Origin of the sequence: Chitinibacter sp. GC72 (assembly GCF_009760905.1) — a bacterium.
Classification (GTDB): Bacteria; Pseudomonadota; Gammaproteobacteria; order Burkholderiales; family Chitinibacteraceae; genus Chitinibacter.
On sequence record NZ_VIRW01000006.1, the window covers coordinates 81885 to 106276 of the forward strand.

Annotated in this window: 26 protein-coding genes and 1 tRNA gene; 5 read left to right on the top strand and 22 right to left on the bottom strand. The window is 56.9% G+C overall.

Translation table 11 applies throughout. The features are described from left to right. Nucleotides 1-58: 58 nt before the first annotated feature. From FLS37_RS07635 to FLS37_RS07650, 4 genes are all read right to left on the bottom strand, one after another. Nucleotides 59-2341 carry a nitric-oxide reductase large subunit gene (locus FLS37_RS07635; protein WP_157669271.1) on the bottom strand — a complete coding sequence of 761 codons (2283 nt, stop codon included), beginning with the start codon at nt 2339-2341 and terminating at the stop codon, nt 59-61. 273 nt (nt 2342-2614) lie between these two features. Continuing rightward, nucleotides 2615-3211: an Rrf2 family transcriptional regulator gene (locus FLS37_RS07640; RefSeq protein ID WP_232522537.1), complete on the bottom strand. Its 597-nt coding sequence runs from the start codon at nt 3209-3211 to the stop codon at nt 2615-2617. A gap of 152 nt (nt 3212-3363) precedes the next feature. Beyond that, entirely contained in the window at nt 3364-4473 is a 1110-nt protein-coding gene (locus tag FLS37_RS07645) for an anhydro-N-acetylmuramic acid kinase (protein ID WP_157669272.1), read from the bottom strand. Nucleotides 4474-4495: 22 nt separating this feature from the next. Next, the gene (locus FLS37_RS07650; protein WP_157669273.1) at nt 4496-5845 is read right to left on the bottom strand and encodes a peptidoglycan DD-metalloendopeptidase family protein; all 1350 of its coding nucleotides are present in this window, start codon (nt 5843-5845) and stop codon (nt 4496-4498) included. Between the two features lie 362 nt (nt 5846-6207). Here FLS37_RS07650 and FLS37_RS07655 point away from each other — a divergent pair, with 362 nt between their 5' ends. The 5 genes from FLS37_RS07655 (at nt 6208) to FLS37_RS07675 (ending at nt 9562) form a co-directional block, all read left to right on the top strand. After that, the gene (locus FLS37_RS07655) at nt 6208-7032 is read left to right on the top strand and encodes an SAM-dependent methyltransferase (RefSeq protein WP_157669274.1); all 825 of its coding nucleotides are present in this window, start codon (nt 6208-6210) and stop codon (nt 7030-7032) included. 81 nt (nt 7033-7113) lie between these two features. Beyond that, nucleotides 7114-7204 (top strand) — tRNA-Ser (locus tag FLS37_RS07660). 444 nt (nt 7205-7648) lie between these two features. Continuing rightward, nucleotides 7649-8839 carry an integrase arm-type DNA-binding domain-containing protein gene (locus tag FLS37_RS07665; protein ID WP_157669275.1) on the top strand — a complete coding sequence of 397 codons (1191 nt, stop codon included), beginning with the start codon at nt 7649-7651 and terminating at the stop codon, nt 8837-8839. Nucleotides 8840-8925: 86 nt separating this feature from the next. Beyond that, nucleotides 8926-9108, top strand: coding sequence for a type II toxin-antitoxin system HicA family toxin (locus tag FLS37_RS07670; RefSeq protein ID WP_157669276.1), 183 nt, complete (start codon nt 8926-8928; stop codon nt 9106-9108). A 55-nt stretch (nt 9109-9163) separates the two neighbouring features. Next, nucleotides 9164-9562 (top strand): type II toxin-antitoxin system HicB family antitoxin, encoded by a 399-nt coding sequence (locus tag FLS37_RS07675; protein ID WP_157669277.1) that lies wholly within the window; start codon nt 9164-9166, stop codon nt 9560-9562. A 59-nt stretch (nt 9563-9621) separates the two neighbouring features. Here FLS37_RS07675 and FLS37_RS07680 read toward each other — a convergent pair whose 3' ends face one another. The 18 genes from FLS37_RS07680 to FLS37_RS07760 all read right to left on the bottom strand — a co-directional run bounded on the left by FLS37_RS07680 (nt 9622) and on the right by FLS37_RS07760 (nt 24389). After that, entirely contained in the window at nt 9622-10914 is a 1293-nt protein-coding gene (locus FLS37_RS07680) for a hypothetical protein (protein ID WP_232522539.1), read from the bottom strand. Between the two features lie 42 nt (nt 10915-10956). Then, a complete protein-coding gene (locus FLS37_RS16980) occupies nt 10957-11091 on the bottom strand; it encodes a hypothetical protein (protein ID WP_255446428.1) in 135 nt (44 codons plus the stop codon). Beyond that, a complete protein-coding gene (locus FLS37_RS07685; RefSeq protein ID WP_198314533.1) occupies nt 11069-11434 on the bottom strand; it encodes a hypothetical protein in 366 nt (121 codons plus the stop codon). Before FLS37_RS07685 ends, FLS37_RS16980 begins: the two co-directional genes overlap by 23 nt. Further along, entirely contained in the window at nt 11431-12618 is a 1188-nt protein-coding gene (locus FLS37_RS07690; RefSeq protein WP_157669279.1) for a hypothetical protein, read from the bottom strand. Before FLS37_RS07690 ends, FLS37_RS07685 begins: the two co-directional genes overlap by 4 nt. Nucleotides 12619-12620: 2 nt before the next feature. Further along, nucleotides 12621-12950: a hypothetical protein gene (locus FLS37_RS07695; RefSeq protein WP_157669280.1), complete on the bottom strand. Its 330-nt coding sequence runs from the start codon at nt 12948-12950 to the stop codon at nt 12621-12623. Further along, nucleotides 12947-13459 (bottom strand): lysis system i-spanin subunit Rz, encoded by a 513-nt coding sequence (locus FLS37_RS07700; protein ID WP_157669281.1) that lies wholly within the window; start codon nt 13457-13459, stop codon nt 12947-12949. Before FLS37_RS07700 ends, FLS37_RS07695 begins: the two co-directional genes overlap by 4 nt. 92 nt (nt 13460-13551) lie before the next feature. Further along, nucleotides 13552-14010 (bottom strand): CHAP domain-containing protein, encoded by a 459-nt coding sequence (locus FLS37_RS07705; RefSeq protein WP_157669282.1) that lies wholly within the window; start codon nt 14008-14010, stop codon nt 13552-13554. Continuing rightward, nucleotides 13994-14314, bottom strand: coding sequence for a phage holin family protein (locus FLS37_RS07710; RefSeq protein ID WP_157669283.1), 321 nt, complete (start codon nt 14312-14314; stop codon nt 13994-13996). Before FLS37_RS07710 ends, FLS37_RS07705 begins: the two co-directional genes overlap by 17 nt. 46 nt (nt 14315-14360) lie before the next feature. After that, nucleotides 14361-14870, bottom strand: a complete 510-nt coding sequence (locus FLS37_RS07715) for a DUF4376 domain-containing protein (RefSeq protein WP_157669284.1) — start codon at nt 14868-14870, stop codon at nt 14361-14363. Continuing rightward, nucleotides 14871-15800, bottom strand: coding sequence for a hypothetical protein (locus FLS37_RS07720; protein ID WP_157669285.1), 930 nt, complete (start codon nt 15798-15800; stop codon nt 14871-14873). After that, complete coding sequence (locus tag FLS37_RS07725) at nt 15800-16702, bottom strand: hypothetical protein (protein WP_157669286.1); 903 nt, start codon at nt 16700-16702, stop codon at nt 15800-15802. Before FLS37_RS07725 ends, FLS37_RS07720 begins: the two co-directional genes overlap by 1 nt. Continuing rightward, nucleotides 16699-21864 carry a hypothetical protein gene (locus FLS37_RS07730; RefSeq protein ID WP_157669287.1) on the bottom strand — a complete coding sequence of 1722 codons (5166 nt, stop codon included), beginning with the start codon at nt 21862-21864 and terminating at the stop codon, nt 16699-16701. Before FLS37_RS07730 ends, FLS37_RS07725 begins: the two co-directional genes overlap by 4 nt. After that, a complete protein-coding gene (locus FLS37_RS07735) occupies nt 21857-22162 on the bottom strand; it encodes a DUF1799 domain-containing protein (RefSeq protein ID WP_198314534.1) in 306 nt (101 codons plus the stop codon). The genes FLS37_RS07730 and FLS37_RS07735 overlap by 8 nt, the downstream gene beginning before the upstream one ends. A 59-nt stretch (nt 22163-22221) precedes the next feature. Beyond that, nucleotides 22222-22533 carry a phage tail assembly chaperone gene (locus FLS37_RS07740; RefSeq protein ID WP_157669288.1) on the bottom strand — a complete coding sequence of 104 codons (312 nt, stop codon included), beginning with the start codon at nt 22531-22533 and terminating at the stop codon, nt 22222-22224. A gap of 93 nt (nt 22534-22626) precedes the next feature. Continuing rightward, nucleotides 22627-23271: a phage tail tube protein gene (locus tag FLS37_RS07745; RefSeq protein ID WP_157669289.1), complete on the bottom strand. Its 645-nt coding sequence runs from the start codon at nt 23269-23271 to the stop codon at nt 22627-22629. A 73-nt stretch (nt 23272-23344) separates the two neighbouring features. Continuing rightward, entirely contained in the window at nt 23345-23755 is a 411-nt protein-coding gene (locus tag FLS37_RS07750) for a hypothetical protein (protein ID WP_157669290.1), read from the bottom strand. After that, a complete protein-coding gene (locus FLS37_RS07755) occupies nt 23752-24057 on the bottom strand; it encodes a hypothetical protein (RefSeq protein ID WP_157669291.1) in 306 nt (101 codons plus the stop codon). Before FLS37_RS07755 ends, FLS37_RS07750 begins: the two co-directional genes overlap by 4 nt. Further along, nucleotides 24057-24389 carry a DUF2190 family protein gene (locus FLS37_RS07760; RefSeq protein WP_157669292.1) on the bottom strand — a complete coding sequence of 111 codons (333 nt, stop codon included), beginning with the start codon at nt 24387-24389 and terminating at the stop codon, nt 24057-24059. Before FLS37_RS07760 ends, FLS37_RS07755 begins: the two co-directional genes overlap by 1 nt. Nucleotides 24390-24392: the final 3 nt, after the last annotated feature.

The window sequence follows — 24392 nt, forward strand, 5'->3', positions numbered from 1 at the left end:
GGTATATGACTGTAGAGCAATGCTAAAAATGTCTACAGCCATATACCCTATGGATTAATCAGGCCTGATTTTTAGCCAACCGAGTATCAGACACGGCTACGGTTTTACTGCGCTCCTTCCCCAGCAAACGAATCGCAAACAGCGCCAGATACAGCACCCCCACCGCAAACACAATGTCACCCGGCACGCGCAGCCACACCAGCGTTTCCATCACCGATGAATGGATCACCTCAGCCGAGCGCGCATACCACAGGCCATGCTCAACACTCGCCGCAGCCTGATAGATCCCGGCGGGCAGCAGTGACATGAACACCATCATAAACAGGCCAATATTCATGCTCCAGAAAGCCGGTTTGAGCAGACTGTCGTTCCATTTCGCCGCCGGTGCCAGACTGCGCAGGCAGAACAGCATCAAGCCAATCCCCAGCATGCCGTACACGCCAAACAAGGCGGCATGGCCGTGGGCTGCGGTCATATTCAGACCCTGCACGTAGTACAGCGCAATCGGCGGATTAATGGCAAAACCAAGCAGACCAGCACCGACGCAATTCCAGAAACCCACCGCCACAAAGCACATAATCGCCCAACGATATTTGGCCACCCACGGCGTTGCCCGGGTATGGCGATAAGTGTGATAGGCCTCAGCGGCAATCAGCGCCAGCGGAACAACTTCAAGCGCCGAGAACATCGCGCCAACGGCAATCACCGACGTCGGTGAACCGGTGAAATACAGATGATGCAAAGTGCCCAGAATGCCGCCGAACAGAAAGACGATGGTTTCCAGCACAATCGCGCGGTTGGCCGACGCAGTGCGCACAAGCCCCAGACGGCTCAGCAGCAAGGCGATCACGGCTGTCGCAAACACTTCAAAGAAGCCTTCGACCCACAGGTGAACGAGCCACCATCGCCAGTATTCGATCATCGCGTAATGCGTTTTCTGCCCCCAAACCAGTGATGATGCGTAGAACAGACCGATACACACCGCAGAAATAAACACCATCGCGATCAGCCCCTGGCTCTCGGATGGTTTACGCAGTGCAGGCCACAGACCACGGCCCAGCAGCGTTGCCCAGATCAACAGACCGATAAACAGCAAGATTTGCCACACGCGACCCATGCTGGTGTATTCCAGCCCCTGATTACCCAGCCAGAAGCTGTATTCAGTGCCCAGGCGTTGTAGCGTGCCGATCCAGCCGGTGGCAATCGAGCCCACCACAATCAGCAGCAAGGCGTAAAACAGCGCATCGGTGCCGAGCTTTTGAAATTTGGGCTCTTTGCCACCCAGCACGGGGGCGAGGAACAAGCCCGTCGCCAGCCAGGCGGTGGCAATCCACAGCACGCCGAGCTGGGTATGAATCGTACGGCTCACTGTAAACGGCAAGGTTTCAGCGAGCGGAATACCGAAGAAGCTGCCACCTTCCACCTGGTAATGCGCCGAAACAATCCCCATGCCGACCTGCGCCAGCAGCAAGCCAATCACGACATAAAAGTACTTGAACGTGGCCTTCATTGATGGCGTGAGTTGCAAGTTGATCAGCGGGTCTTGCTCAGGGCAGACTGCGGCTTCTTCGCCCCGCTGCATATTGTGAAACAGCACCATGGCTGCAATCCCGGCAATCAGCAGAATCACACTGGCAATCGACCACAGGCCGGTTCCCGTGGTTGGCGTATTGCCCACCAGCGGCTCATGCGGCCAGTTGCTGGTGTATGACACATGGGAAGCGCCGGGGCGATCGGTGGCTGCCGCCCACGCCGACCAGAAGAAAAACGCCGGGAGGGCTTTCAGATCGTCGGCATCTTTAATCGAGCCAGCAATCATTGCGTACTGCTCGCGCAATTTATCCTGCGCCGGATCGGTGCCAAACAGGCTTTCATAGTGCTGCGCTACCTGCGCCATGGCCACGGCACGATCAGCCTGTATCGTCACCGTGTCTGTGGCTGCGTCGTAGGTATTGCTGCGCATCACCGATACCACGCGCACATCAATTGGCGCCTGCTCTTCGCGGCTTAATTGCGCGTAGTTTTTCCTGAACTGCTGCTGCGCCCAGAGATTGCGCAGCGCCAATACTTCACGATGCAACCAGTCGGCCGACCAGTCCGGCGCCAGATAGCTGCCATGCCCCCAGACTGAACCCACTTGCTGTCCACCTGCGGACAGCCAGGCTTGCTGACCACGCTGGATTTGCTCAGCGGTATACAGCAGTTTGCCGCTACTGCTGACAATTTGCTGCGGAATCGGCGGTTTTTCGAGATAGATCTCCCTGCCCAGCCAGCCCAAGGCGGCAAAAGACAGGAAAAACACAATCGCAAGCCAGCGCCAGAGGTTGCGCGTTTTTTGCATGATGTTGCTCCATGAAGGTGGGAAAAGCACTCCAGCTGTTAATGTGCATATTACATGCATATTTTAATAATATGCAAACAAAATACATGTTAAAACTCGGACACAAGGCCCATCTACCTCCAAGGGAATACAGCAGAGGCGCAAACTGAAATAGCATCAGCCAACACCAGCAATTCATGCCAGCCGCTTTGGCAGCGTTCCGCGCTATTTAGCGCATGGCCTGAATGAAACTGGATGGGACGAAATGGCCGCTGGCAGCGATCGCCGGCAGCCTTATTGCTCGGTCATCGCAGCGCCAGCCGGACGCAGCGTAATGGCAAAAATGGCGTTAAGTTCATCAGGCTTATTGACCAGATCGGCCAGCGTGTAGCGATCGAGTACCGCATACATGGCTTGCAGCGCTTCGTGCAAAACATGCTTGAGCCTGCAAACGCTGACGATATTGCAATGATTGTGCTCGCGGTCAAAGCACTCGACCATCGGGCTGTCGGCCTCGCACAGGCGCACCAGAGCACCCACGCCGATTTGCGTTGCCGGGCGCGCCAGCCGCATTCCGCCGCCTTTGCCGCGCATGGTATCGATAAAGCCCTGCCGGGACAGAAAATTGACCACCTTCATCAGGTGATTGTCCGAGATGGCATAGGCCTGGGCAATCTCACCTCGCGTCACCACGCCACCGTCCTTGATGGCCACATAAATCAAGGTGCGCAGACAATAATCGGTAAACACATTCAGCCGCATCACATCCTCGCCAACGAACTCGTATTTTGCATACATATTACTGCAATTGCTGTTCAGCGCGCTGGCAATCGCGCCATTGCAGCAATGAGAAAGTGAGCACAGGCGTAGCGACAGTGATGGATCACCCATTCGACAAGCATTCGAATTCTCGCCAAATAAACGGGGGTATTACTCTACTGCCATTATTTAGATTGACCTTCAAGGCAATACCAAAGGCAAGGATTTGTGCGCAAATCTAAATCTGCCAAAGAAAGAGCACCCAGTCTCCGCTTACAAATCCGTTAGCGCGGATAGATGGCACCGAGCACGCGCTCGCCGCGTGCACCAGTGACTGCAGGCAGATTGCCGCTGAGCCCCGCCTTGCAGCGCATTGCCAGCCAGGCAAAAGCAAACGCTTCCACCCAGGACGGATCCAGACCCAATATCGCTGTACTTTGTGCGCGGCAAGGCAGATGCACATTCAACCGCTGCATCAGGTGCAGATTGTACGCGCCACCGCCACAGACAAAGACCTCGTCGGCCTTGCCCAGTTGGGCGATAGCGCGGGCAATACTGATCGCGGTCAGCTCGCATAAAGTGGCCTGCACGTCCGCCGGATCAAGCGCTGCCCCCATGCAGGCCAGTTGCGCATCCAGCCATTGCGCGTGAAACAGGTCGCGCCCGGTCGATTTGGGTGCGGGCAGTGCAAAATAGGGTTCGGTCAAGAATTGCGCCAGCAAGGCCGTCTGCACTTTGCCCGACTGCGCCCAAGCCCCCAGCGCATCGTAGGGGCGGGATTGATGGCGGTCGATCCACAAATCGAGCAATACATTGCCCGGGCCACTATCAAAACCGCTGACCAGACCATCAGCGCCCAGCCAGCTTAGATTGGCAATGCCGCCAATATTGAGCACCACCCGGTTGATGGCTGGCGCAGCGAACAGATCGGCATGGAATGCTGGCACCAGCGGTGCGCCCTGCCCGCCGGCGGCCACATCGCGGCTGCGAAAATCGCCGATCACCTCTATGCCGGTATATTCCGCCAGCAAAGCGTGGTTGCCGATTTGTAGCGTATACCCCAGCTCGGGCCGGTGGCGAATGGTCTGTCCATGATTGCCAATCGCCTGCACTTCAGCGGCTGATACACCGCACTGATCAAGCAAACGGACCACCACTTCAGCACTCGCGGTGCTATGCGCGTTGGCCGCTAACTGCGCCAGATGCAGCTCGTTGGGCGAGGCTGATTGCAATTGCAGCAGGCTGGCGCGCAAATCGGCCGGCATGGGCATGCTGTGACTGGCGATCAGCCGCGCTGGCTGCACAGAAAAATCGACCAGTACCGCGTCAATACCATCCAGGCTGGTGCCCGTCATCAAGCCGATAAAATAGCTGGGCTGCTTTGCAATCGTCATGGTGCGCCTTGGCCTAATGGCCTTATTCAAGTTGCGCCAATTCTACCTGTCCTGCCAGAGAAAGTTGACGTTTCATGCTGCGCGCCAGCGGCGCAAAGACTTGCAGTTCGGGCACAGACAGTTTTTTGCCTTGTGGCAACGCAACAGTGAGCGGGTCGACCTGCTCACCATTGATTTTGAATTCGTAATGCAGATGCGGGCCAGTGGCGCGGCCAGTTTGTCCCACGGCGCCAATCACCTGGCCCTGGCTCACAGCCTGTCCTTCTTTCAAACCTTTGGCAAAGGCCGACAAATGCCCATACAGCGTGCTGTATTTGCCGTCGTGCTTGATCTCGATAAAGTTGCCATAGCCCGCGTCAGTTGCCAGACGGCTAATCACGCCATCGGCGGTGGCCTGCACTTCGGTGCCAGTAGGCGCGGCATAATCCACGCCGCGATGCTGCTTCCACGTAAAGAGCACCGGATGAAAGCGCATGGCAAAGCCCGAGCTGATGCGCGAGAACTTAACTGGCGTGCTGATAAAACCCTGCTTGAGGCTGCTGCCATCGAGCGCGTAATAATCACCGCCGCCCTTGCCATCGGCAAACCACATCGCCTCATGCACATTGCCCTTATTAATAAACTGCGCAGCGATAATCCGCCCCGGCTTGATCATGCTGCCCTGATGCACCTCGGTTTCGTAAATCACCGAAAACTGATCGCCCTTTTGCAATTTATGGTGAAAATCAACCCGGCTGGCAAATAGATCAATCAGCTGCTGCGTAATGGCATCGGGTATATCGGCAGCATCGGTCGCGGCAAAGAAGGAGCTATTGATCCGGCCGGATTTCATCACCGTCTGTGTTTGCGTGCTCACCGGACCACTGCTGGCGCTGAGGTAATCACCCTCGCGCACGATCTGCACTTCTTCACCGTCATTGGTGACATAGCTCAACTGGCTCACATCGCCGACCGCATTGCTGCTGGCATGCAAAATGCGCCCCGGGCTGAGCTCATACAGCTTGCGCGCAGTCTCGTCGCTTTTGATAAATTGCTGCAGCTGGCTATCGACCACCCCCATTCGCGCCAGCACCCGGCCAATGGTGTCGCCGCTGCGAATGACTTCCAGATGGCTGCGCGGGCTGATTGCTTCGGTCTGCGTACTCAACACCGGCGTGGCCAGTGTTTCGCTTACGACGCTGATATTGGCCTGCGTTTGCGGGCCAAACTCAACGACGCCATAGGCCGTTAGCGTCATACCCAGCGGTAGAATCAGTGCGGCGGCTAACCATTGCAGATGCTGACGCTGCCAGGCGGCGAAACGGCGCGGGCGTGAAACAGAAGACAAATCCCGGGCGTGGGATGCGGCGCTTTGCGGTAAAATAGGCGTCATGCAGGTTCTCGATTACAACTTTGCGGTAGACTAACAGAGTTGGCAGGAAACGCGAATTTCCCTTACCCAACAAACACTTACTGCGATATTCAGTATTTCTGCCGGGTGCCCAATAGGGCTGCAATTGTAATCCAGTTCACACTGGCGTGTCTGCACAGCTGGCGCGGCAAAATACCCTGCCAACAGACCGGAATACCGCGGCGCAAGTTCCGGCTCCGGCGGCCAATTGGCAATATTTACGGCGCACAGCGCGAAGCACGAAACACTGCGCAGGATCATTTTCAACACAGGATACATAGTCAGGTATCTCCCCACAGACCATACGCCAATTGGCCTAGGGGACAATACCCGACATCAACACCATGACAACCATTCCAGACATCCGCCCCGGCCAATCCATCGAGCTACTCAAAGCCCTGCACATCCTGACGCGCGACGGCAAACTCAATCAGGACAGCCGCCGCAAGCTCAAGCAGGTTTACCATCTGTTCAACTTTATCGAGCCGCTGCTCAATGAAGTGCTCACCCAGCACGAGCACATCACACTGGTCGATCACGGCGCGGGCAAATCGTACCTGGGCTTTATTATTTACGATCTGTTTTTCAAAGCTCGCAGCGCCGGGCATATCTATGGCACCGAATTTCGGGCCGAACTGGTGCAAAAATCGCGCGAGCTGGCACAGCAATGCGGTTTTGAACGGATGACTTTTCTGGACATGCTGGTTGAAAACGCCGCCGCAGCGCGCGAGATGCCCGCACAGATTGATATTGTGACCGCGCTGCATGCCTGCGACACCGCCACCGATGACGCCATCCGTTTCGGGCTGGAAAAAGACGCCCGCCATATGGTACTGGTACCGTGCTGTCAGGCCGAAGTGGCCAGCGTACTGCGCAAACACAAGGCCAAATCGCTGGCACAAACGCCACTGGCCGAAATCTGGCGCCACCCCATCCACACTCGCGAATTTGGCAGCCAGATCACCAATGTTTTACGCTGCCTGCTGCTGCAATCGAAAGGCTATCAGGTCACCGTCACCGAGCTGGTCGGCTGGGAGCATTCGATGAAAAATGAGCTGATTATCGCCAGCAAAAGCCCGAACGCCCCGCGCAAGCAAGCCAAAGAACGCATGGAGCACATCCTGGCCGAGCTGCAACTCGCAGAAATGCAGCCGCGCTTTATTTACTAGGCCATCATGACTGGGCAATCAGCCAGCGGCGCAGGGCTTGTAAAAACAGCCCGTGCTGCGTATCATGCGACCTCCCTTCGCGGAGAGATGGATGAGTGGTTTAAGTCGCACGCCTGGAAAGCGTGTATAGGTTAATAGCCTATCGGGGGTTCGAATCCCCCTCTCTCCGCCAGATTGCCCTGCAAAAAGCCCTGACTCGTCAGGGCTTTTTGCTTTGCACGCGTCAGCAATCCACCCCCTAAGCTGCAGCGCCCACGCCCGGCCAGCCTGCGTTTTGCTGGACGCATTGGCGGCAACACGCCATAATTTACCCGCATCAACGGTGCCGTCTGCACCGACACCACGCCCGGCATCAGCAACGGGAATCAAAGCGGGGATCATTTGGCGGCGCAATACGACACACACCATAAAATCAAAGGGTTACGCCACCTATGCTACTGATGATCGACAAATATGATTGTCGTCCGGCGAATCCCGTGCATGACCGAAAAGCCTTATTTTCCTTGCCTTCCCATGTTCGATATGTGCATCATAGTGCGGTCAAATCCATCTATAGCCATAGCGTAACCGTGTAAACCACCGTGTAACGCTTTAGCTCAAAATTTACACGGTCACCATGGCTTTAACCGACTTAAAAATCCGCAGTGCCAAGCCGAAAGAAAAAGCCTATCGGCTAACCGACGCAGACGGGCTCTATCTCGATGTCCGCACGACTGGCGCCAAAATCTGGCGCTGCCGTTTTTGGATTAGCGGTAAAGAATCGCTGGCCACGCTGGGCGAGTATCCAGAGATGGGGCTATCTGCAGCGCGCAAAGAGCGCGATAAAGTCAAAGAGTCGGCAGCTAAAGGCCTGAACGCCAACAAAGAAAAGAAAGCGGCGCTGCTGATCGAGAAAGTCGAAAAATCGAACACGATGCGCGAAATCGCTGCAGAGTGGATCGAGGAAAATAAGCCACATTGGAGCCCAACTTACCTGCGCCAGGTAAATACATTCCTAGATCGCGACCTGCTTAATCATGTGGGCGATATGCCGATTAAGGAAGTCAGCAGCGCGCACATTCTAGGCTGCATCCGCAAAATCGAAGAGCGTGGCGCAAAGTCGATAGCAGTGCTGGTACGCCAGTGGGCGGGCGGGATTTTCCGCTACGCGATTGCCACACTACGCTGCGACGCAGACCCCACCTACGCCCTGCGTGGCGCGATTCGCATGCCGCCGCCCAAACATCACGCCCATTTAGACGCCAACGAGCTGCCTGATTTTCTGCGCAAACTCGACCAGTACCAAGGCTACGGCCTCACCGGCCTTGCGATCAAGCTGCTGATGCTCACCATGGTGCGCACCCAAGAGCTGCGGATGGCCGAATGGAGTGAATTTAATTTCGAGGCGAAGACGTGGACGATACCAGCTGAAAAAATGAAAATGCGCAGCCCGCATATCGTGCCACTATCCACCCAAGCACTGGACGTCATCGAGCAAATCAAAGCAGTTCATTTTAGGCACGGTAGCCCATATTTATTTCCGAATATGCGCCGCGCTGATGCCTGCATCACCTCTACCACGCTGCTGCGCGTGATTCAAATGATGGGCTACCAAGGCCGCGCCACCGGGCACGGCTTTCGCGCCACCGCCTCAACCATCTTGCACGGCCAAGGCATCAATAGCGACATCATCGAGCGCCAGCTGGCCCACTTAGAGCGCAACCGGGTCAAAGCGGCCTACAACCACGCCGAGTACATGCCCGAGCGCCGCGACATGCTGCAAAAATGGGCTGATTATCTCGATAACGCTCGCCAAATCAAACCCTAAAGATACACACTGATGTGTATTTTTTCTTGCTTAATGTGTATTGATGTGTATAATACATACATCAACAACAAACACAGAGAGGCCGGATGGATTCAACAACCCTGATCAAAATACTGAAAGCAAACGGGTGGCAGTTAGTGAGTAGTAAAGGCAGCCACCAAACTTTCAAGCACCCTGATTTCAAAGAGTTGGTTACAGTGAAACATCCTCAAAAGGACATCCCCACCGGAACACTGAACCAACACCGGAAAAAAGCAGGATTAAAATAGGAGACCGGCGAAAGCCGGTTGTCCTAGCAGGGTTTTAAATCTCATCGGGAACACCATGAAATATCCGATCGCAATACACAAAGATCCAGACAGCAGCTACGGCGTAACGGTGCCGGATGTGCCCGGCTGCTTTTCTGGCGGCGACACACTGGATGAGGCAATGGACAGCGCCAAAGAGGCAATTTTGCTGCATTTATCCACGCTGCTGCAGGAAAACATGCCTATGCCGGCCTTGCCTGCCGATATTGAAACCCATCAGCAAAATCCCGACTTTGCAGGGGCAATCTGGGCGGTGGTCGATATCGACATGTCGAAACTTGATGCCCAGGTTGAGCGCGTGAATATCACTATGCCGCGCTGGGTATTGGCGACCATTGATCAGAACGTAGGCAAAGGGAAACGATCAGCGTTTTTGGTTGAATCGGCCTTGAAAGCACTAAGTCGAACGGCCTAATAAGAAATAAACCCGCTATTGCGGGTTTATTTTTGCCCAAAATCACAGCCTCCAAATAATTAAGCCGCCTGCGCATCCGGCACGCTCACCCAGTCCGTCACGATCTCAGCCTGGTCGTCGTCCACGTTCACCGCGAAAGGAAACGTAATGCCGTGCTTGGGGTGAGTGAGCCAGAGCGCTTGGCGGGCGCGTTCAAAGCCGAAGTTATTGGCAAAGGCGTATTCGTCGTAGCCTTTGAGCGAGCCGTTGACGATCACGCGCTGGTGATGGATGTACTGGTGCCAGTGGCCGAGCAGCATCACATCGTAGGCCATGTCGATTTGACCATTGCGGCCGCGCTTTTTGTGGTCGCCGCGCAGGATCGGGCCCAGCGCGCCGATCATGCCATCACCACCCCGGAATTGATCGCCGTGGGTTAATAGGTAACGAGTGCCAAATACACGGTAATACGCATCAGGGCCGTCGGGAATGTAGAACGTGACGCGGCTGTCGTTCTCGAAAAGCCGCGCCAGCATCACATACGTGAGCCAGTCGAATGACGTGAAGTTGCGCCCCTTGGCGCGGATTTTGTGCGTATTGCGGCCATGATTGCCGGACACACACGGCACGAACACCGCGCCGAATTCGTCGGCCAGCGTCTTGATACACCACGCCAGCACGCCGATCAGATCATCCACCGTCGGCATGATTTCGATTTGATTCGTCGCCTGCAGCTCGTCGTGAATGTCACCAGAAACCATGTCACCGCCCAGCGCGAACACAATGCCCGGATGGCATGGGCGGGTGAATTCGTTGCGCAGCAGGCCGATGGTTTTTTCGATCAGCGCTTTGGCGCGGCGGTGGGCGATTTCGAGGTTGTATTCGTTGCAGCCGTTGATCTGGCGCGGGTCAACCACTTCGGCCCAGTGCCAGTCGGAGGCAAACAGCGTGGGCACACCCAAGCTGCCCTCCTCGATTTGCGGGTCGATCAGCCACTTGGGCAGCTCGAATTTGGTTTCTGCCAGCTGCAGAATCTTGCGCTTGATGAATTCGGCATCCAGCGTTTCGGCCTGCATCGCCTTGATCTGTGCGCGCAGCGTGCGCACCTCGGGATCGACCGCCGCCGCATCCGGTTTGCCGCCCGCAGCGGGCTGGGCAGCATCATTGACCGCAGGCTTTTTGGGCTGGGGCGCCACTCGCGGGCGATCAATCAAAGCCTTGGGGTCAACGGCCTTGATGCGGTTACGCGAAGCATCCAGTGATTGCCGCGTCACCCCCAGCGCCTTCGCAACATCCAAAATCAGCGGGTACTCGGCCAGATTGTTCCAAAATTGAACGACACGCTTTTGCGCATCGGTGAGCTTTTCAGCCATAGCAATTCCTTGTGACAAAAAAACCGCCCGAAGGCGGCTGGGTTATTCGAGTCGGCTCACGCAGGCGCAATCCCGTCGGCTCGGCACCACAAACACCAGCCAGAAGAAAAACATCTGGCCGAGCGCGAAGGCGAAGAAGAGCAGTAAGCTAAATTCAAACGGGGTGATCGTGACCATCGTCCACCTCCAAATTCGTTTGTGCGCAGAAAGCCTGGCACTCGGTCAACGTGGGCGCGGTCAGCTCCGGCCAGCGGCGCGAGTAGTCGAGCTCGCAGCTGGCGTGCAGCAGCTCGGGGTCGGCTAGTAGATACGGCAGTGACGCGGCAAACTCCGGCACGGCGTAGAACTGCGTCTGGATTTGCACGGCAGGCAATGGGGTATCCCCGCTGTGGCCAACGGGGTAAACGGCATAGAAGCTATACTCCCCACCCGTGTCTGGGTCGAAAGCCTTGCCGATCTTGGCGCAGATTTCCGTCAGTGACGTCGGCGCGGTCAGCTTGATGCTCGCGGTGTAGCTCATAACGTCACCCCCGGAGTCAGGCTGGCAAGATAGCGCTCGATGATCAGGCACTCGGCGTCGGTGAGTGCGGCGGGGAAGTAAGCAGCGCCGAAAACTAAGCCTTTTGCGGGGCTCAAGCCGCTGTTATTTGCTCCAATCGACAAAGGCCTGATCAACGAGCTATACACATCGGACGCATTTCTGATTGTTGCCCCATTCTCTCTGACTTTGCGCAAACCAGTGGCCGCTACCGCGCTCAGAATAGAATTGCGGAGCATGCCACCACCATACACTTGCCCCGCCCCAGTTCCCGTCGCGACGCCGCAGAAAGCAGTTGGGTCGGTGTAAACAGTCATTCCGTTGCTGCCAACACCCTTGGACATAATGTGGCCAGAAACAGCTTGCTTATCAAAATCCTTCGCAACAATCATCGACTCAGCCGCCACCGCTGGCAACGTAGCCGTAGCGATTGAGTCGTTTGCGCCGTCAAAATCCCACGCCCACGTCCATTCCAATACCTCGCGGACGCTGATGCCGTCTACATCAGCCACAGTAGACGCCGCATTAGCCTGAACAACGATTTCTTGAAATGTGCCTGCCGCGACTAAAACTTCAGAGTAAACACCAGTCGCGGTACGACTAGCACCGACGGTAGCCCCCATGCGACCCAGATTCACACGAACGATCCCGCTTACATAGTTTTTAATCTCATAAGTGACTAGGTAATGTTTGCTGTTCACTATTCCGACCGTTTGGTTTGCGTAATTTCCGCTCGCTGGGTTAGCTATCGACAACACACCAACACCCACTGAAAAACCGGATTGCAAAGCCCACCCCGCCGAACCCGCCGAAAAATCGCCATTCGTCACCAGCTCTGGGCCTAGGCGCAGCGGAACACGCCGCAGCATGGCTTTGTTGGCCGAAGTGGCTTGCGTCATCGGTCGCAAACCATTCAGATCGGTCGCGAATCCGAGCGGCGTATCTGCAGCCGATGCACCAGTCCCATTTGACTCGACAAAGTTGTACTGCGGGCTGGGCACCCACAAGCTGCCCTGCTTTTGCTGCACCACGGCCAGAGCCTGGGCGAGCAAGCTGGTTTTTAATGCGGCGGCGGGATCAACGGCAAAGCCTTTATTCACCGCAAAGCCCGGTTTGATTGCGAAGCCTTTGTTAATGGGAAAGCCCGGCTTGATCGGGAACCCCATGATTACACCCGCGCCTGCACGTTGACGGTTGTGCCCGCGCCGATGGCGGTGACACTGAAGCGATAAAAGCCGCTGAGCGTGACTTTTTCGCTGTAGGATTCAACAACATTTGAACCGCTCAGAGCCAGCGGCGCAGGCAGAATCGACACTTCTTTGGCCGGATCGCCGTCGGGCGAGACCAGAATATCGACTGTGGCTGAGAGCGCGCCTGATGCCGATGCAATCACCCAAAAATTGACCGGCACATCGATGCGCGTGGGCGTGCCACCACCATCGGCAATACCGATTGCAGTGCGCGTGCCGAGATTAAATAAGTAGCCTGGATAGCTCATGGTGCTGCCCCTGTAATGATTGAAACGTAGTCTTGCAATGCGGTCAGTTGCCGGATGGCGATGTCGCCGTCGGCCGTGATGCTGATAAGGTCTGCAGAAGTCTCGCCGTCAAGTTCGCATCGCGCTTCTGCATTAACGCTGCTGGCGGCGGCTGAATCGAAGGCGCCGAGGGTGGCGGGCTTTGCGGGTTTTGCATACAGCCGCACAGCACGAGTGCGAGCATCACGCAGCAGTTTGTCGATTTCGGTCTGTGCATCGGTCATTTCCTTCTGATGTTGGGCATCAAGCGCGGCCGCTTTGCTGGCCTGCAGCTTGTCCCGCGTGCGCTGCGCGGCTTGGGCGTCTAGCCGGGCTTGCTGCTCAGCCGCGATGCGCTTGGTGTCTTTGAGCTGCCAGCTTTTTTCTGTCTGCGTCGAACCCAGCCACGCACCGCCCAATGCAGCAGCGACGAGCAGGCCTACACCGAGCAGGATTTTGTACGGCGTGGGAATAAGGCTGATCTTGAACATTCGTTCGATACCTTTTTAAGCAAGCCAATAGACGCCAAGCCCTACGCGGGTGCTGCGATGCAGCGGGCAAAGTTATCCACTGGCTTTGTGAGTTAAAACCGCAAGAAGCCCTTGCAATCGGCGATCTTTCGCTTGCGCCGCGCCACTTCAAAGCCCTCGCGTGAGCCCTCATCGTTGGTATTGCCTTCGATGGTGAAGACATAAATCCCGATCACGGCTTCCACAATGCCGGTATGCCCCTTGCCGCCGCCAAAATCCATAATGAATACATCACCCGCCTGTGGCGCACCTTGCACGCGATGAGCCTTGGCTTGGTTCCACATCGCTAACACGCCGCCAGTACGCGGCACGGGGTTGCTGATCTTGAGCTGGCTGGCCGCCTGCATAAATTTTGCGTACACGAAAGCCGCGCACCACGCCGCCGGAAAACCAACCCCCACCGCGGCCAGCAGACCTTTGACGTAATCACCCCAATTGCTGCCCTTGGGCACTTCGCCCTTACCCTCGTCGGCCACGGCCAGCTTTAATGCTGCATCACTCAGCTTGCTCATCACTTGTCCTCTTGTTGATCCAACCTTTTTTTTCCAGAAACAGCCGGGCCCAGTGCTCGACCCCAGACTGACCCAGCGTGCCCAGCCCACAAGCCACCCCCACCAGGGCGAGTGATGGCGCAGCAAACCACAGCAGCAGTGCCAGTGCCGTCATGCCCAGCACGCCGTTCAGCACCGCGCGCCCGAGCAACACTTTCCAATTCGGCGCCGCGCCCGTCGCCAGCGCCCGCGCGACCGGCACAATGGCGGCCACCACAAACAGCAGCCCAATCGTTTCCCAAAAATTTTTGATTTCTTCGCTCATTACGCCTCCCGGACGTAAAAAAACCCGCTCGATTGAGCGGGCGGGTTTACTTGATTTGATAGTCGAGCAAGGCGACCCCACTCAAGGCTGCGATTTCATCTTTCATTTCTCGCTGCCGCGCATGGATCGCTGCGCCACGCTGCACGACTACACTCCATAACTGCTGCAACCCAGCGATGTCCATCGCCACATTTACATTGTCGGCACTCGTCCAGTACCCCAGTGGGTTTGATCCCGCAAGCAAAGCAGACTGAATGCGATCTCGCGCAGCTTGGTCGGTATCCCAGCGATGCCCCATGTGATCAACACCACCGTTCTCTTGCTGGTCGCGCCAGCGCTGGATTTGGCGGTGCAAGTCAGCCCGCAAGGCTTCGTCGGATATTGTGTACGGCGCAATTTCACCATAGTCACCCGCCACCGCCGCCGCGTATATTTCGCGGCCCATTATTTCTGTGTCGTCTGGTGTCGCGGTGAACGGAATCCAGCCCAATAAATGATGCTCAATTTCGCAATCAATCCCGCCCGTGCTGTTGTGTTTCGGATTTTTGATCTTCATTTATGCGATCCTTTGCGCGAGTGCAAACTGATAGGATGGTCTAATGGCATTGAGTAAACGCCACGTGCCACTGAAGCTAGCCCCAGATGGGAAAATCTGGTCCTGATTCAACTCAACCGTCAGAAGGCTACTCCCCGCAACGACAGAGCCAGCGGCAAGCGTAGTTGAGGCTCCGTTCCAACAACAAAGCGCAAACGAGCCCACCGCGCCAAAGCCAATGTCGGTAGTGACTACACCTTTCACTGGCTGATACCAAAGGCACAACCAATTGCCCGACCCCAGAGACACCACTTCCATCGTATCGCCTGCTGCCACGGCCAGATTCCCTGGGTTTGGCAAAATTAAGCTTGTTGCATTGCGAACTAGTGTCAAAGCCGAGGTAAAGCGCAAGACACGCCGCAGGCCCGCATTCGCCACACCAAATGACGAGATGGTTGTCGTGCCTGTAATCGTGATGTTTTCTGTAGTCGTTGCGCCGATATTAGTGGTGGCCGCTGATGGCACATTGGCCGCTGCCGCGTAAGGGAAAGAAAATTCAACCCCATCACCCGCGGCGTTGACGACTAAAGCCTTCCCCGCGTTACCAGTCAGACTCGGTAAGCCCGCAGCAGATTGGGCGGCCGCTGCTGCTGCTTCTGCTGTATTTTTGTACGCCAGCGCCTGATCTTTGCTTTGCGCTGCCGCCGATGCACTACCCGCCGCTGCCAATTCGCTCGCACTGGCGGCGCTGGCGCTACCGGCGGCGGCGTTTTTAAGCGCCGTCATCGCCGTTGTAAACGCACCGCTCAAGTAGCTGGCCAGCGCATTAATCTGCGTTGTCCAGGGCACCAGCGCTGCCACAAACACATTGGCTTTGTCGGAAAAAACATCCCCATCGTCGGTGCGCGCGGGCACTGGCGGCAATGGATTAATAGTTGGCATTTCGTCCATTAAATCAACCCTTTAATCGTTAAATTGCAGTCGGAGATCTCGGCGTACTGGATCACGGTCGAGAAATCCTCAAAAATGCCGTACACCACGGTGACATCGTATTGCTCGCTGGCAATCCACAAGCACGGTACCGAGAGCAACCGGGTAAAAAAAGCATCCATGGCGTCGAGCTGGTTGTTCGGCAGCTTCATGGCCCACGTCACTTCGCGGGCGTTATTGCCTTTTTTCAGATCGTAATTGCCCCAGCGGTCGCGCTCGCGGCGGCTGAAATCGAGCAACGTATGCCGCGCCCCGGCTTCAACGCCGTAGCCGAACTTGACGACGCGCCCGACAATCAGCGTGCCGCACTGCGCATTACCGCTGGCGACGCTGAGCGTGAGACGGATTTTGGCCGTGGCGTAAGCGGGTAAATCGGTGAGCACCAGCGTTTTTCGCCGACGAATCGGTGCAAAAAACCATGACCGCCAGTCAAGCACTTCGCTGTTGTCAATCAACTGCACCGTGCGGTCGTACACCGTACCTTCCAGCGGGTCGATCACTTCAATGCGCGCCGTATCGGCATCGAGATTGAGCAGGCCGATGGCATCGCACACCCGCCCCGGCGTGATCTCGACGACGATACTGCCCGCGTGGGTAGTGGCCGTGCTGTTGATGCTGTCAAACATCGCCCAGCGATTCGTTGGGCCTACGCGCAGCCAGCTGGTGGTATCCAGCTCGGGCGCGGTGGTGCCCGCGCCTGCGGCTGCACGCTCGTACACCGAATGGGTTTGCGTGCGGATCACCCGCGCGCCCACGGCGTAAGGCGAGCCCGACACCCACGCGGGATAGTCAGTCTCAAGCACATTGCTGGCGGTGAGCTTGCTATCCACCACCGCCAGCGGCTCGACAATTTTTAACGTCATGTACGCACCTCGGGTTGGCCTTCGTTTTCCCAGCGTTTGAGCACTTTGGCCGTGCTGGCGGTGTTTTCAGCAATCGCCCGATTTTGCGCGGCGGCATCGCTGCGCAGCGCTTTGAGCTCGGCCAGCAGATCGGCATTGGCTTGCGCCAGCTGCTCGATGCGCGCTTCGGCGGCGCTGCTGCGCTCGCCCTGGGCTTGCATCAATACCACCAGTGCTTCGGCATACTGCTGATGCGCGGTTTTTAAATCGCGCGTCTCTTGCCAGGTGCCGTTGGCGATTTCCAAGGCTTCTTTAGCGTTGACCAGCAGGCCATCGAGCCGCTCGATATTCGCGTCAAACTGGTCTTTTTCCAGCTTGATTTGATCGTCGAGCTTTTGCTGATTGTCTTTGTGCTGCGCATCAAGCAAGCCCAGCTGGTCTGCCGAGCTCTTTTCAAACGCGGCAATCGAGGCCGAGCCACTGCTTTGCACCGCCGATAGGCTTTGCTCCAGCAGCGCAATCTGACGATCTGCGCTGCTGATCTGGCCAGTTGCAGCGCTGCCCAGCTCACGCAACATGCCGGCCACGCGCAATTGCTCGCGCAGAAAGTCTTGTTGCGAGCCAAACAAACCCTCGTCGAGCCGGTCCAGCCCCTTGAGTTGATCGGCAAAGCCTTCGCTCGGGTTAAACTGCCCCTTGCGTGACAAATCCAGCGCTTGCGCCAGCGCCTGCTTGGCTTGCGCATAGCGCAGCTCGCCAAATTGCACCGAGCCGGAAGTCACGCGGTCGTAAGCGCTCGTCACTTCCCCGGCCAGACTGCGCCAGCGGTCAGCCACGCCCCGCGCCGCATCGATCTGCGAGCGATAACCCGAAGCTAGATTGTCGGCCTGCGTACGCATGGCCTGCAGCTGGTCGCTGTTTTGCTTGATCAGCAAAGCCTTTTGGTCGTCAAACGCCTTGGTCTCTGCGTCTTTCTGCGCCTGCAGCGCATCAAGCCGCACATTCAGTGCTTTGCCAGCCGCGGTTTTTTCAGCCGCCACGCTGCGCTCTAAACCAGCAAAGGCCGATGAGGCGGCAGCGCTCAGACCATCGAGTGCGGCTTTTTGATCCTGCAGCGCGGTAATCTGGTCAAACAGCGCCCAATTGCTGGCGTCGAGCGCGTTTTTTTCCCGCTCACGCAGCGCAACCGTGTTGCCTTGTAGCTGCAGCAGCTGAGTTTCCAGCCCATAGCGCTCGCTGGCCACTTCTTTAAACGATTTGGCCGCATTGGCTGTGTCGTTCAAGATCGGGTTCAGCTCGGCAAACGTGCCTGCCACTTGCAACAAAGTGCTGTAGGTCTTGCGGCCGGATTCGCTAGTCAGATCTTGCGAATCGACCAACGCGCGGAATGCATCGCGGGTCGCGGGCACGGCCACGCCGACCCCGGACAGGCTGTCGGTCATGTTTTTCAGCGCTTGGGCGCTGCGCTCGGATTCAGAATAAAAATTCTGATAATAGCTATTGATACTGCCCGACAAGCCTTCCAGCCCACCGTTGAGCGCCAACAGCGCATCTTTGGCGTCGTAGCCGAGATTGGCCAGATTGCCGAATGGCATCAGCGCAATCAGGGCGCTGAACTGCTGCACCTGCGTGGCCTGCGCGCTGATCTTGGCGACCATCTCGCCCACATCGCCACCGGCATCGATGATGCTGCGCACCGCGGCGGGGATGTCTGATTTGCTCAGCGCATCAATGATCGCGCCGTTGAGCTCGGCAGAGTATGCTTTGGCGGCCTCATCCGCGCTGAAATTACCGCGAAACGACTGCGCAAAGGTTTTACCAAACACACTGCCATCGCTGAGCGTGCCCCCGGCAAAAACGCCACCTTTGCCGCGCGTACTGGTTTCCAGCCCGCCGTAAGCACCGGTGACGGAAACCGTAGAACCCACGGCATTCAATATACCGTTGGCGGTTTTGATCATTTCAGCCAGCGATTTGCCCGCCGCACCGCCAGTAAAATCGCCGCCACTCGGGCCTTCTGACTGCCAGATTTGCCCTGCTGCGTTTGCGCTAAAGCCAGCGCCGCTGCGGGTTTCGCCTTTGAATGCCCCTTTGAGCAGCGAAAAAGCGGCGATAGCTAGGCCGATATAGGGCACTGCGGCGGTAATGCCGCTAGCCAAGCCGCCCAGCGAAGTGGCCAGTGAGCTGGCGGCGGCTGTGGCTCCCTGCCCAGCGACTGATGCAGTCCCCAGCCCTAAACCCAAAGCGGAAGCCGAAGTACCGATCTGGCCGATACCCAACAAGCCAGCGCCCTTGGTGAGCAAGGTGCCCAGCCCACTGGACAGGGTATTGAGCATTTCTGTATTTTGCGTGGCCGCATTTGCTGTACCCGCAATACCCCCAAGCCCCAGCGCATTAATGCCACCCACCACGCCAATCTTGACCAGAGGCTGCAGCACGGTGGACTTGAACATATTGACTAGCGAGTCGCGGAAATTTTTGGCTGCGTCTTTTCCGCTCTCAAATCCCCGCATTAGCGCATCGCTAATACCTTGCGTCATGCTATCGGCGGTTTTTTGCCACTCTTCCCGTGATTTACGCGCTGCATCGGCGGCGATTTTGGCTTGCTCAGCGCCAAATTCCGCATCGGCCAGCTGCTGCTGATAGCCCAAGGCCTCACGCATTGCCGCGATCTGGTCTTTGAGCAGTTTCAGCTCGGTATCCATCGTATTAATGCCCGCGCCGCTGGCCGCTTCGCGCTGCAGATCGGTGAGCAATAGCTCTTTTTTAGCTAAATTCAGCTGGGCGATTTCGACTTTGCTCAAGCCGAAAATCTCCGCTTCCTGCCGCGCCGACGCAACCAGATCGGCATTGGCCTTGGCGGCCTCGGCAAAGGTTTTGTTCAACCGATCAAGCTCTTCACGCGCAAACTTGGCGCTGCGCAGCTTGTCGATTTGCGCGGTCCAGTCATCCAACTGCTTGGTGCTGTCCGCCAAGGGTTTAGCGAGCTTTTCAGCCTCGAGGCGCAGCTTGCCAAATTCATCTAAACCCTCTTCAGCCAAGCGCTTGGATAGCGATTCGCCGAAGCTGGCGGCGGCTTCAGTGGCTTTTTCAAATGCCCGCTGAGCTTCGCTCACCCCCTTGGAAACATTGGAAACCGCAGGCTTGAAGCTATTATCCAGCTCGGCACGCAGCTCCTGATAGGCTTTTTTGGCCTGCGCAATCGCCACCGGATTACCAGCAGCTTCGGCCAGCGTCTTGCCGTATTTCGCGCCCAATTCTTGCACCGCAGCGTCATACCGACCCGCACGGGTAAGCCCCAGAAAAGCAGACAAGGCATTGCCAGTTGCCGCTGCCACACCACCCATCTGCGCTTTTAAACCCGCCGCCTGATCGGTAGCCAGCTTTAATTCAGCGTTATATTGCTTCTGCTTCGCACTAGCGGCTGTGATTTCGCCTTCAACCCCCGCAAGCCCGACCTTCAAACGCTCGGCCATGACGGGATCTGCAGTTGAGATTAATCCCTGAATGCGGTTTTTCTTTTCATTCAGGGCTTCTAATTGCTTATTGACCTCACTCAATCCTTCATTGAGATCGCCCACTACACCGGTGCCAAATTTGCGCTCTTTCTGCAGCTCATTGAGTCGCGCATCAGCCCGTTCAATGGCACCTTCGCTACTATCCCCCCATAGTGCCCACGCAGCAGATCCTGCCATCAGTAAAGTGGTAACCACACCGATTGGACCACCAAGCAACCCCACCGCACGTCCCAACATCGATACACCCGCACCAGCGGCTTGCGCAGTCGAATTCGCAACAATTTGCGCTTGGGCAAGATGACCAGAGGCCACGGCTGCCGCTTCGGTCGCCAAAGTTTGCGCTTGTCGCACTGCAACAAGCTGAGACCCTACAGACGCCTGAGCTCGCTCAGCTGCAGCCAACTGCAAACTGAGCGCGGCCATTTCACGCACACGGGCGGCACGGCCAGTGTCAGATATTTGAGCCCGGAGACGGACTTGCTCAAGCTCTATTTCTGCCTTGATAACCTGAATGGTCGAAGCTAAGCGCGCACGATCATCTGCGATTTGCTGCTGCGTAGCCAGAGTTGCATTACGGGCCGCCAGCAGCTTTGCATCGGCCGCAGACTTTTCAGCTGCGGCGCGTTGCAGCGCCGATTGCGCCTGCAAGGCCGCATCACGCGCCGCCTCCCGGCTCGCCACTGAAGTAGCCAGCGCAGCCTGTGCTGCCTGCGCCATGCTTGCCACCACCCGCCCCGACAAAACAGCCGCCAGACCTCCGGCGACGACAGCCAAGGTATCCATATTATCCGCGACCACACGAATGGTCGCAGTCATGGCGCCGCCAACGCCAGAATCGTTGATCTTGCGGAAAGTACCATCCCAGGCATCGCCCAGATTGGAAATCGCGCCTTCCATCGTCGCCATTTTTTCGGCGGCGGCGCCGGCGAATTGAACCTCACCCAAGCGGCGCAAATAGCCCTCGATCTCTTGGGCGTTGTTTTTTACTGTGGTGGTGACGCCTTGGAATGTAAGCTGGAATTCCTCGCCATTCTTCTGCGCGGTAATGCCAAACTCTTTCAGCCGTTCCATCTCACCCGTGGCGGCATCGGCGACGGCTTCAATCATCTGGGTCAGCGGCTTACCCACCGCCGCTGCGGTATTGGCGTAGCTCTCAATCGCCTTGGCAGACGGATCAAGCCCCAGGTTTTTCAGCTTAACAAATGCACCGACTGTATCAGCCAGCGACTCGGGCAGATCGCCAGCAAGGCCTTGCAGCTCGGCAAACTTGGCCTTAGCCAGCTCAGCCGAACCGGTTGCGGTTTTCAACTGGGCATTGAGATTGCCAAATTCGCGCTCAACACTCACCAGCTTTGATAGGCCGGCAGCGGCGGCACCAGCCCCAAGCAAAGCCTGAGTAAAATCAGCAACGCCACTGCCTTGAAACGCCGACACGGCCATGCCATCTACACGACTGAGCGAATTGGCCAAGCCCGCAGCAGCAGCGGCAGAGCCATTGAGCTGGTTTGCCATTTCGCGCGCAGCACGCGCCACAGCGCCCCCACCCTGCCCGGCACTCCCCAGATCACGATCCATTTTGCTGATCGCATCACTGGCACGCCGGGTGCCCGATTCCACACCCTGCGTATCGGCAGTAATCTTAATTTTGACTTGATTATCAGCCATCTTTTTTCTCTTTCGCCCAGACCGTGAGCGTTTCGATTTCGAGCTGGCGCAGGGCGTCGAACACGGCGGACTTCTCGCCGGGCTCAATGCCCATGCAGTCGTACACCATCGGCAGCGCGCTGTAGTCCAGCCCTGTCTCACCCCCAAAGCCCACGCGCCACTGGGTTTGCATGGCTAAAAACACACTCAGCGCAGTCCAGTGCTCGGGGTAAACCTCGACCTGATCGGGGGCGTCATCGCGCGGCGTAGCCCACAGGGCCATTAGCTGGGGCGGCACATCACCAAAGGCGTCGGGCACACCGCCAGCGGCGGGCGCCTTTTTAAGCCGGTTTTGGGCAAAGCGCCGCGCGATGGCTTTTAGTTTTTTGTGGGTGCATCCACAAGTTCACGCTTGAAGGCGGTGAAAATCTCGCCCCCGGCTTTCGGGTAGTTGCTGCACAGTTCAGCCAGCGCTTCTGGGCTAAACTCGGCATCAAAGCCTTCCCAGCCGGTCACAATCTCGGCCAGCGCTTCACCATCGGTCTTGCCTTCGAGACCTTCAAAAAAGGCCTTGATCTGCGGGCGAACCAGGTGTTTGAAGGTGATCTTGACATTGGCCGGCTTGGCTTCACCCGGCAAAGACAGCGCAACAGCAGCGATAAAAGTGGGGTTTGGTGTGAGTTTGAACATGGTTTTTTCCTGGCATAAAAAAGCCCGCCAACTGCGATCAGTGGGCGGGCGGGGTTAAACTGGATTGAATTGGATTTGTGCTTGGGTCGCGGATTAATACGACACGTAGCGCGGGCGGCTATTCATTGAAATACTGATTTTGGTTTCCACTGGCTTGCCGTCCGAAATGCCGGTAGGCAGCGAATTGGAAGCAATCTCGCCGAAGAACAGCATGTCCATGCCGCCTTTGAAGCGAAATTTGAACGCCAGTGTTTTGCCGCTATCGGCCGCTTGCTGGATGGCCTTCATTTGCGGATCGAGCGGCTTCCACAACAGTGGGATTTCAAAGTTGATGGCGCTGGTGGAGATCTGCTTGCGGCGTTTCACCTTATCCCACAGTAGCTTCCATTCCGCATACTCTGGCTCACCGCCCGAGCTGGAGAAGCCCGTGGCGAGGGTGATCTCATTGCCCAGCGTCACCACCTTCATCTTGCCGGACGTGAAGGCGTCGTAGCCAGTGAAGTCCTGATCTTTGGCTTCAAAGGTATTGGCCGTGCCGTTGACCGCCGATACCTGTACCAGCGCCTGGTCGATCTGAGTCATGCCGAATACATCGTACAAGGCCACCAGATCGCCATTGACCGGATCAGTACCGGCATAGGTAATCACAGCGGGATTGCCCGCGGTAACCGCAGTGAGGTTTTGCGCAGCAGATTCTGCAGACTGGAAGTAAATCCGGGTTTCATCAGGGAAGAACATTTTCAAACTCCATAAAAAAACCGCCAACTAATCGAGATCAACTGGCGGTTTGGAAGGGAAAAAACAGGAAAAACTAGCGCTGGCCGAGTGGCAGCTGGTAGGTGGCCGTGAAAATCACCCGCTTGATGGCATAGCTGCCATCACCCATCTGCGAGTGTTCCCAGCGATCTCCTTTCCATACCCAGCGCGCATCACCGAGCCGATCAGCCGCATGAATCGCGGCATAAATCTGCGCATCAGCGGCCTCGATCATCGCGACCGGATCAACCCCGCGCGCCAGCACTGAAATGGCATAAGGCTGATCGGCCACGGTATACCCACACACCTTTAGCGCCGATGGCTCGGCATCAAGCGGCACCACAATCACCGCCAGCGGTACCGTTGACGCAAAAGCGGCGTCTTCGGTAGGCGCAATCGCCACCGTGGGCAGCGTGGCGCGGATCGTGTCGGTGAGGGCATTACGGATGCGTTCGAGTGCGGTCATGGGGGGGATACCTTTTGTAGTGAGGCGCTTAAAAAACCATTACCTGCGGGCGGCGTTGACACCCGCCAACGCTGGTTTTGCCAGCGTTCGTGCAGCAAAATCAGCTCGGTATCCACATCGATCACGACATCAAGGCTGGTTGGCCATTCCAAACGAACCGTCAACGCCTGAAAGCCGAACTGAGGCTGGCTTTCTTCGCTAACACCCAACTGAACATCGACGGAGCCTTGCTCAGTAAAAATGCGCACCCACTCCAACAGCCCATGCCGCGCAAACGCAGTAAAGAAGCGCGCCGGAGTCATTAACGGATAGTGCCGTCAAGCAGCACGGCGGCTGTGGTATCGCCGCTGGACTTGGCGGCAACATAAGCGCCGATCAAGGTGTTACCGCTGGCGGTGGGTGTTGTGCGCTTATTGGTATTGTCCCAATAGGCTTTGGCACCCACGGTGGCGGTATCGGTATTGAGCGCAGGCAAGGTGAATACCCCTTCCCGCTTCACTTCGACGGGCGCACCATTGGCTGCCGCCGTGGCGGCAACACCGAACACCGAGCCCACCAACACCGCATCACCGCTGGCCAATGCCGCTGGCGCCAGTAGCGTGATGACTGCACCAGGCTGAATAAAATTTTTCATGTT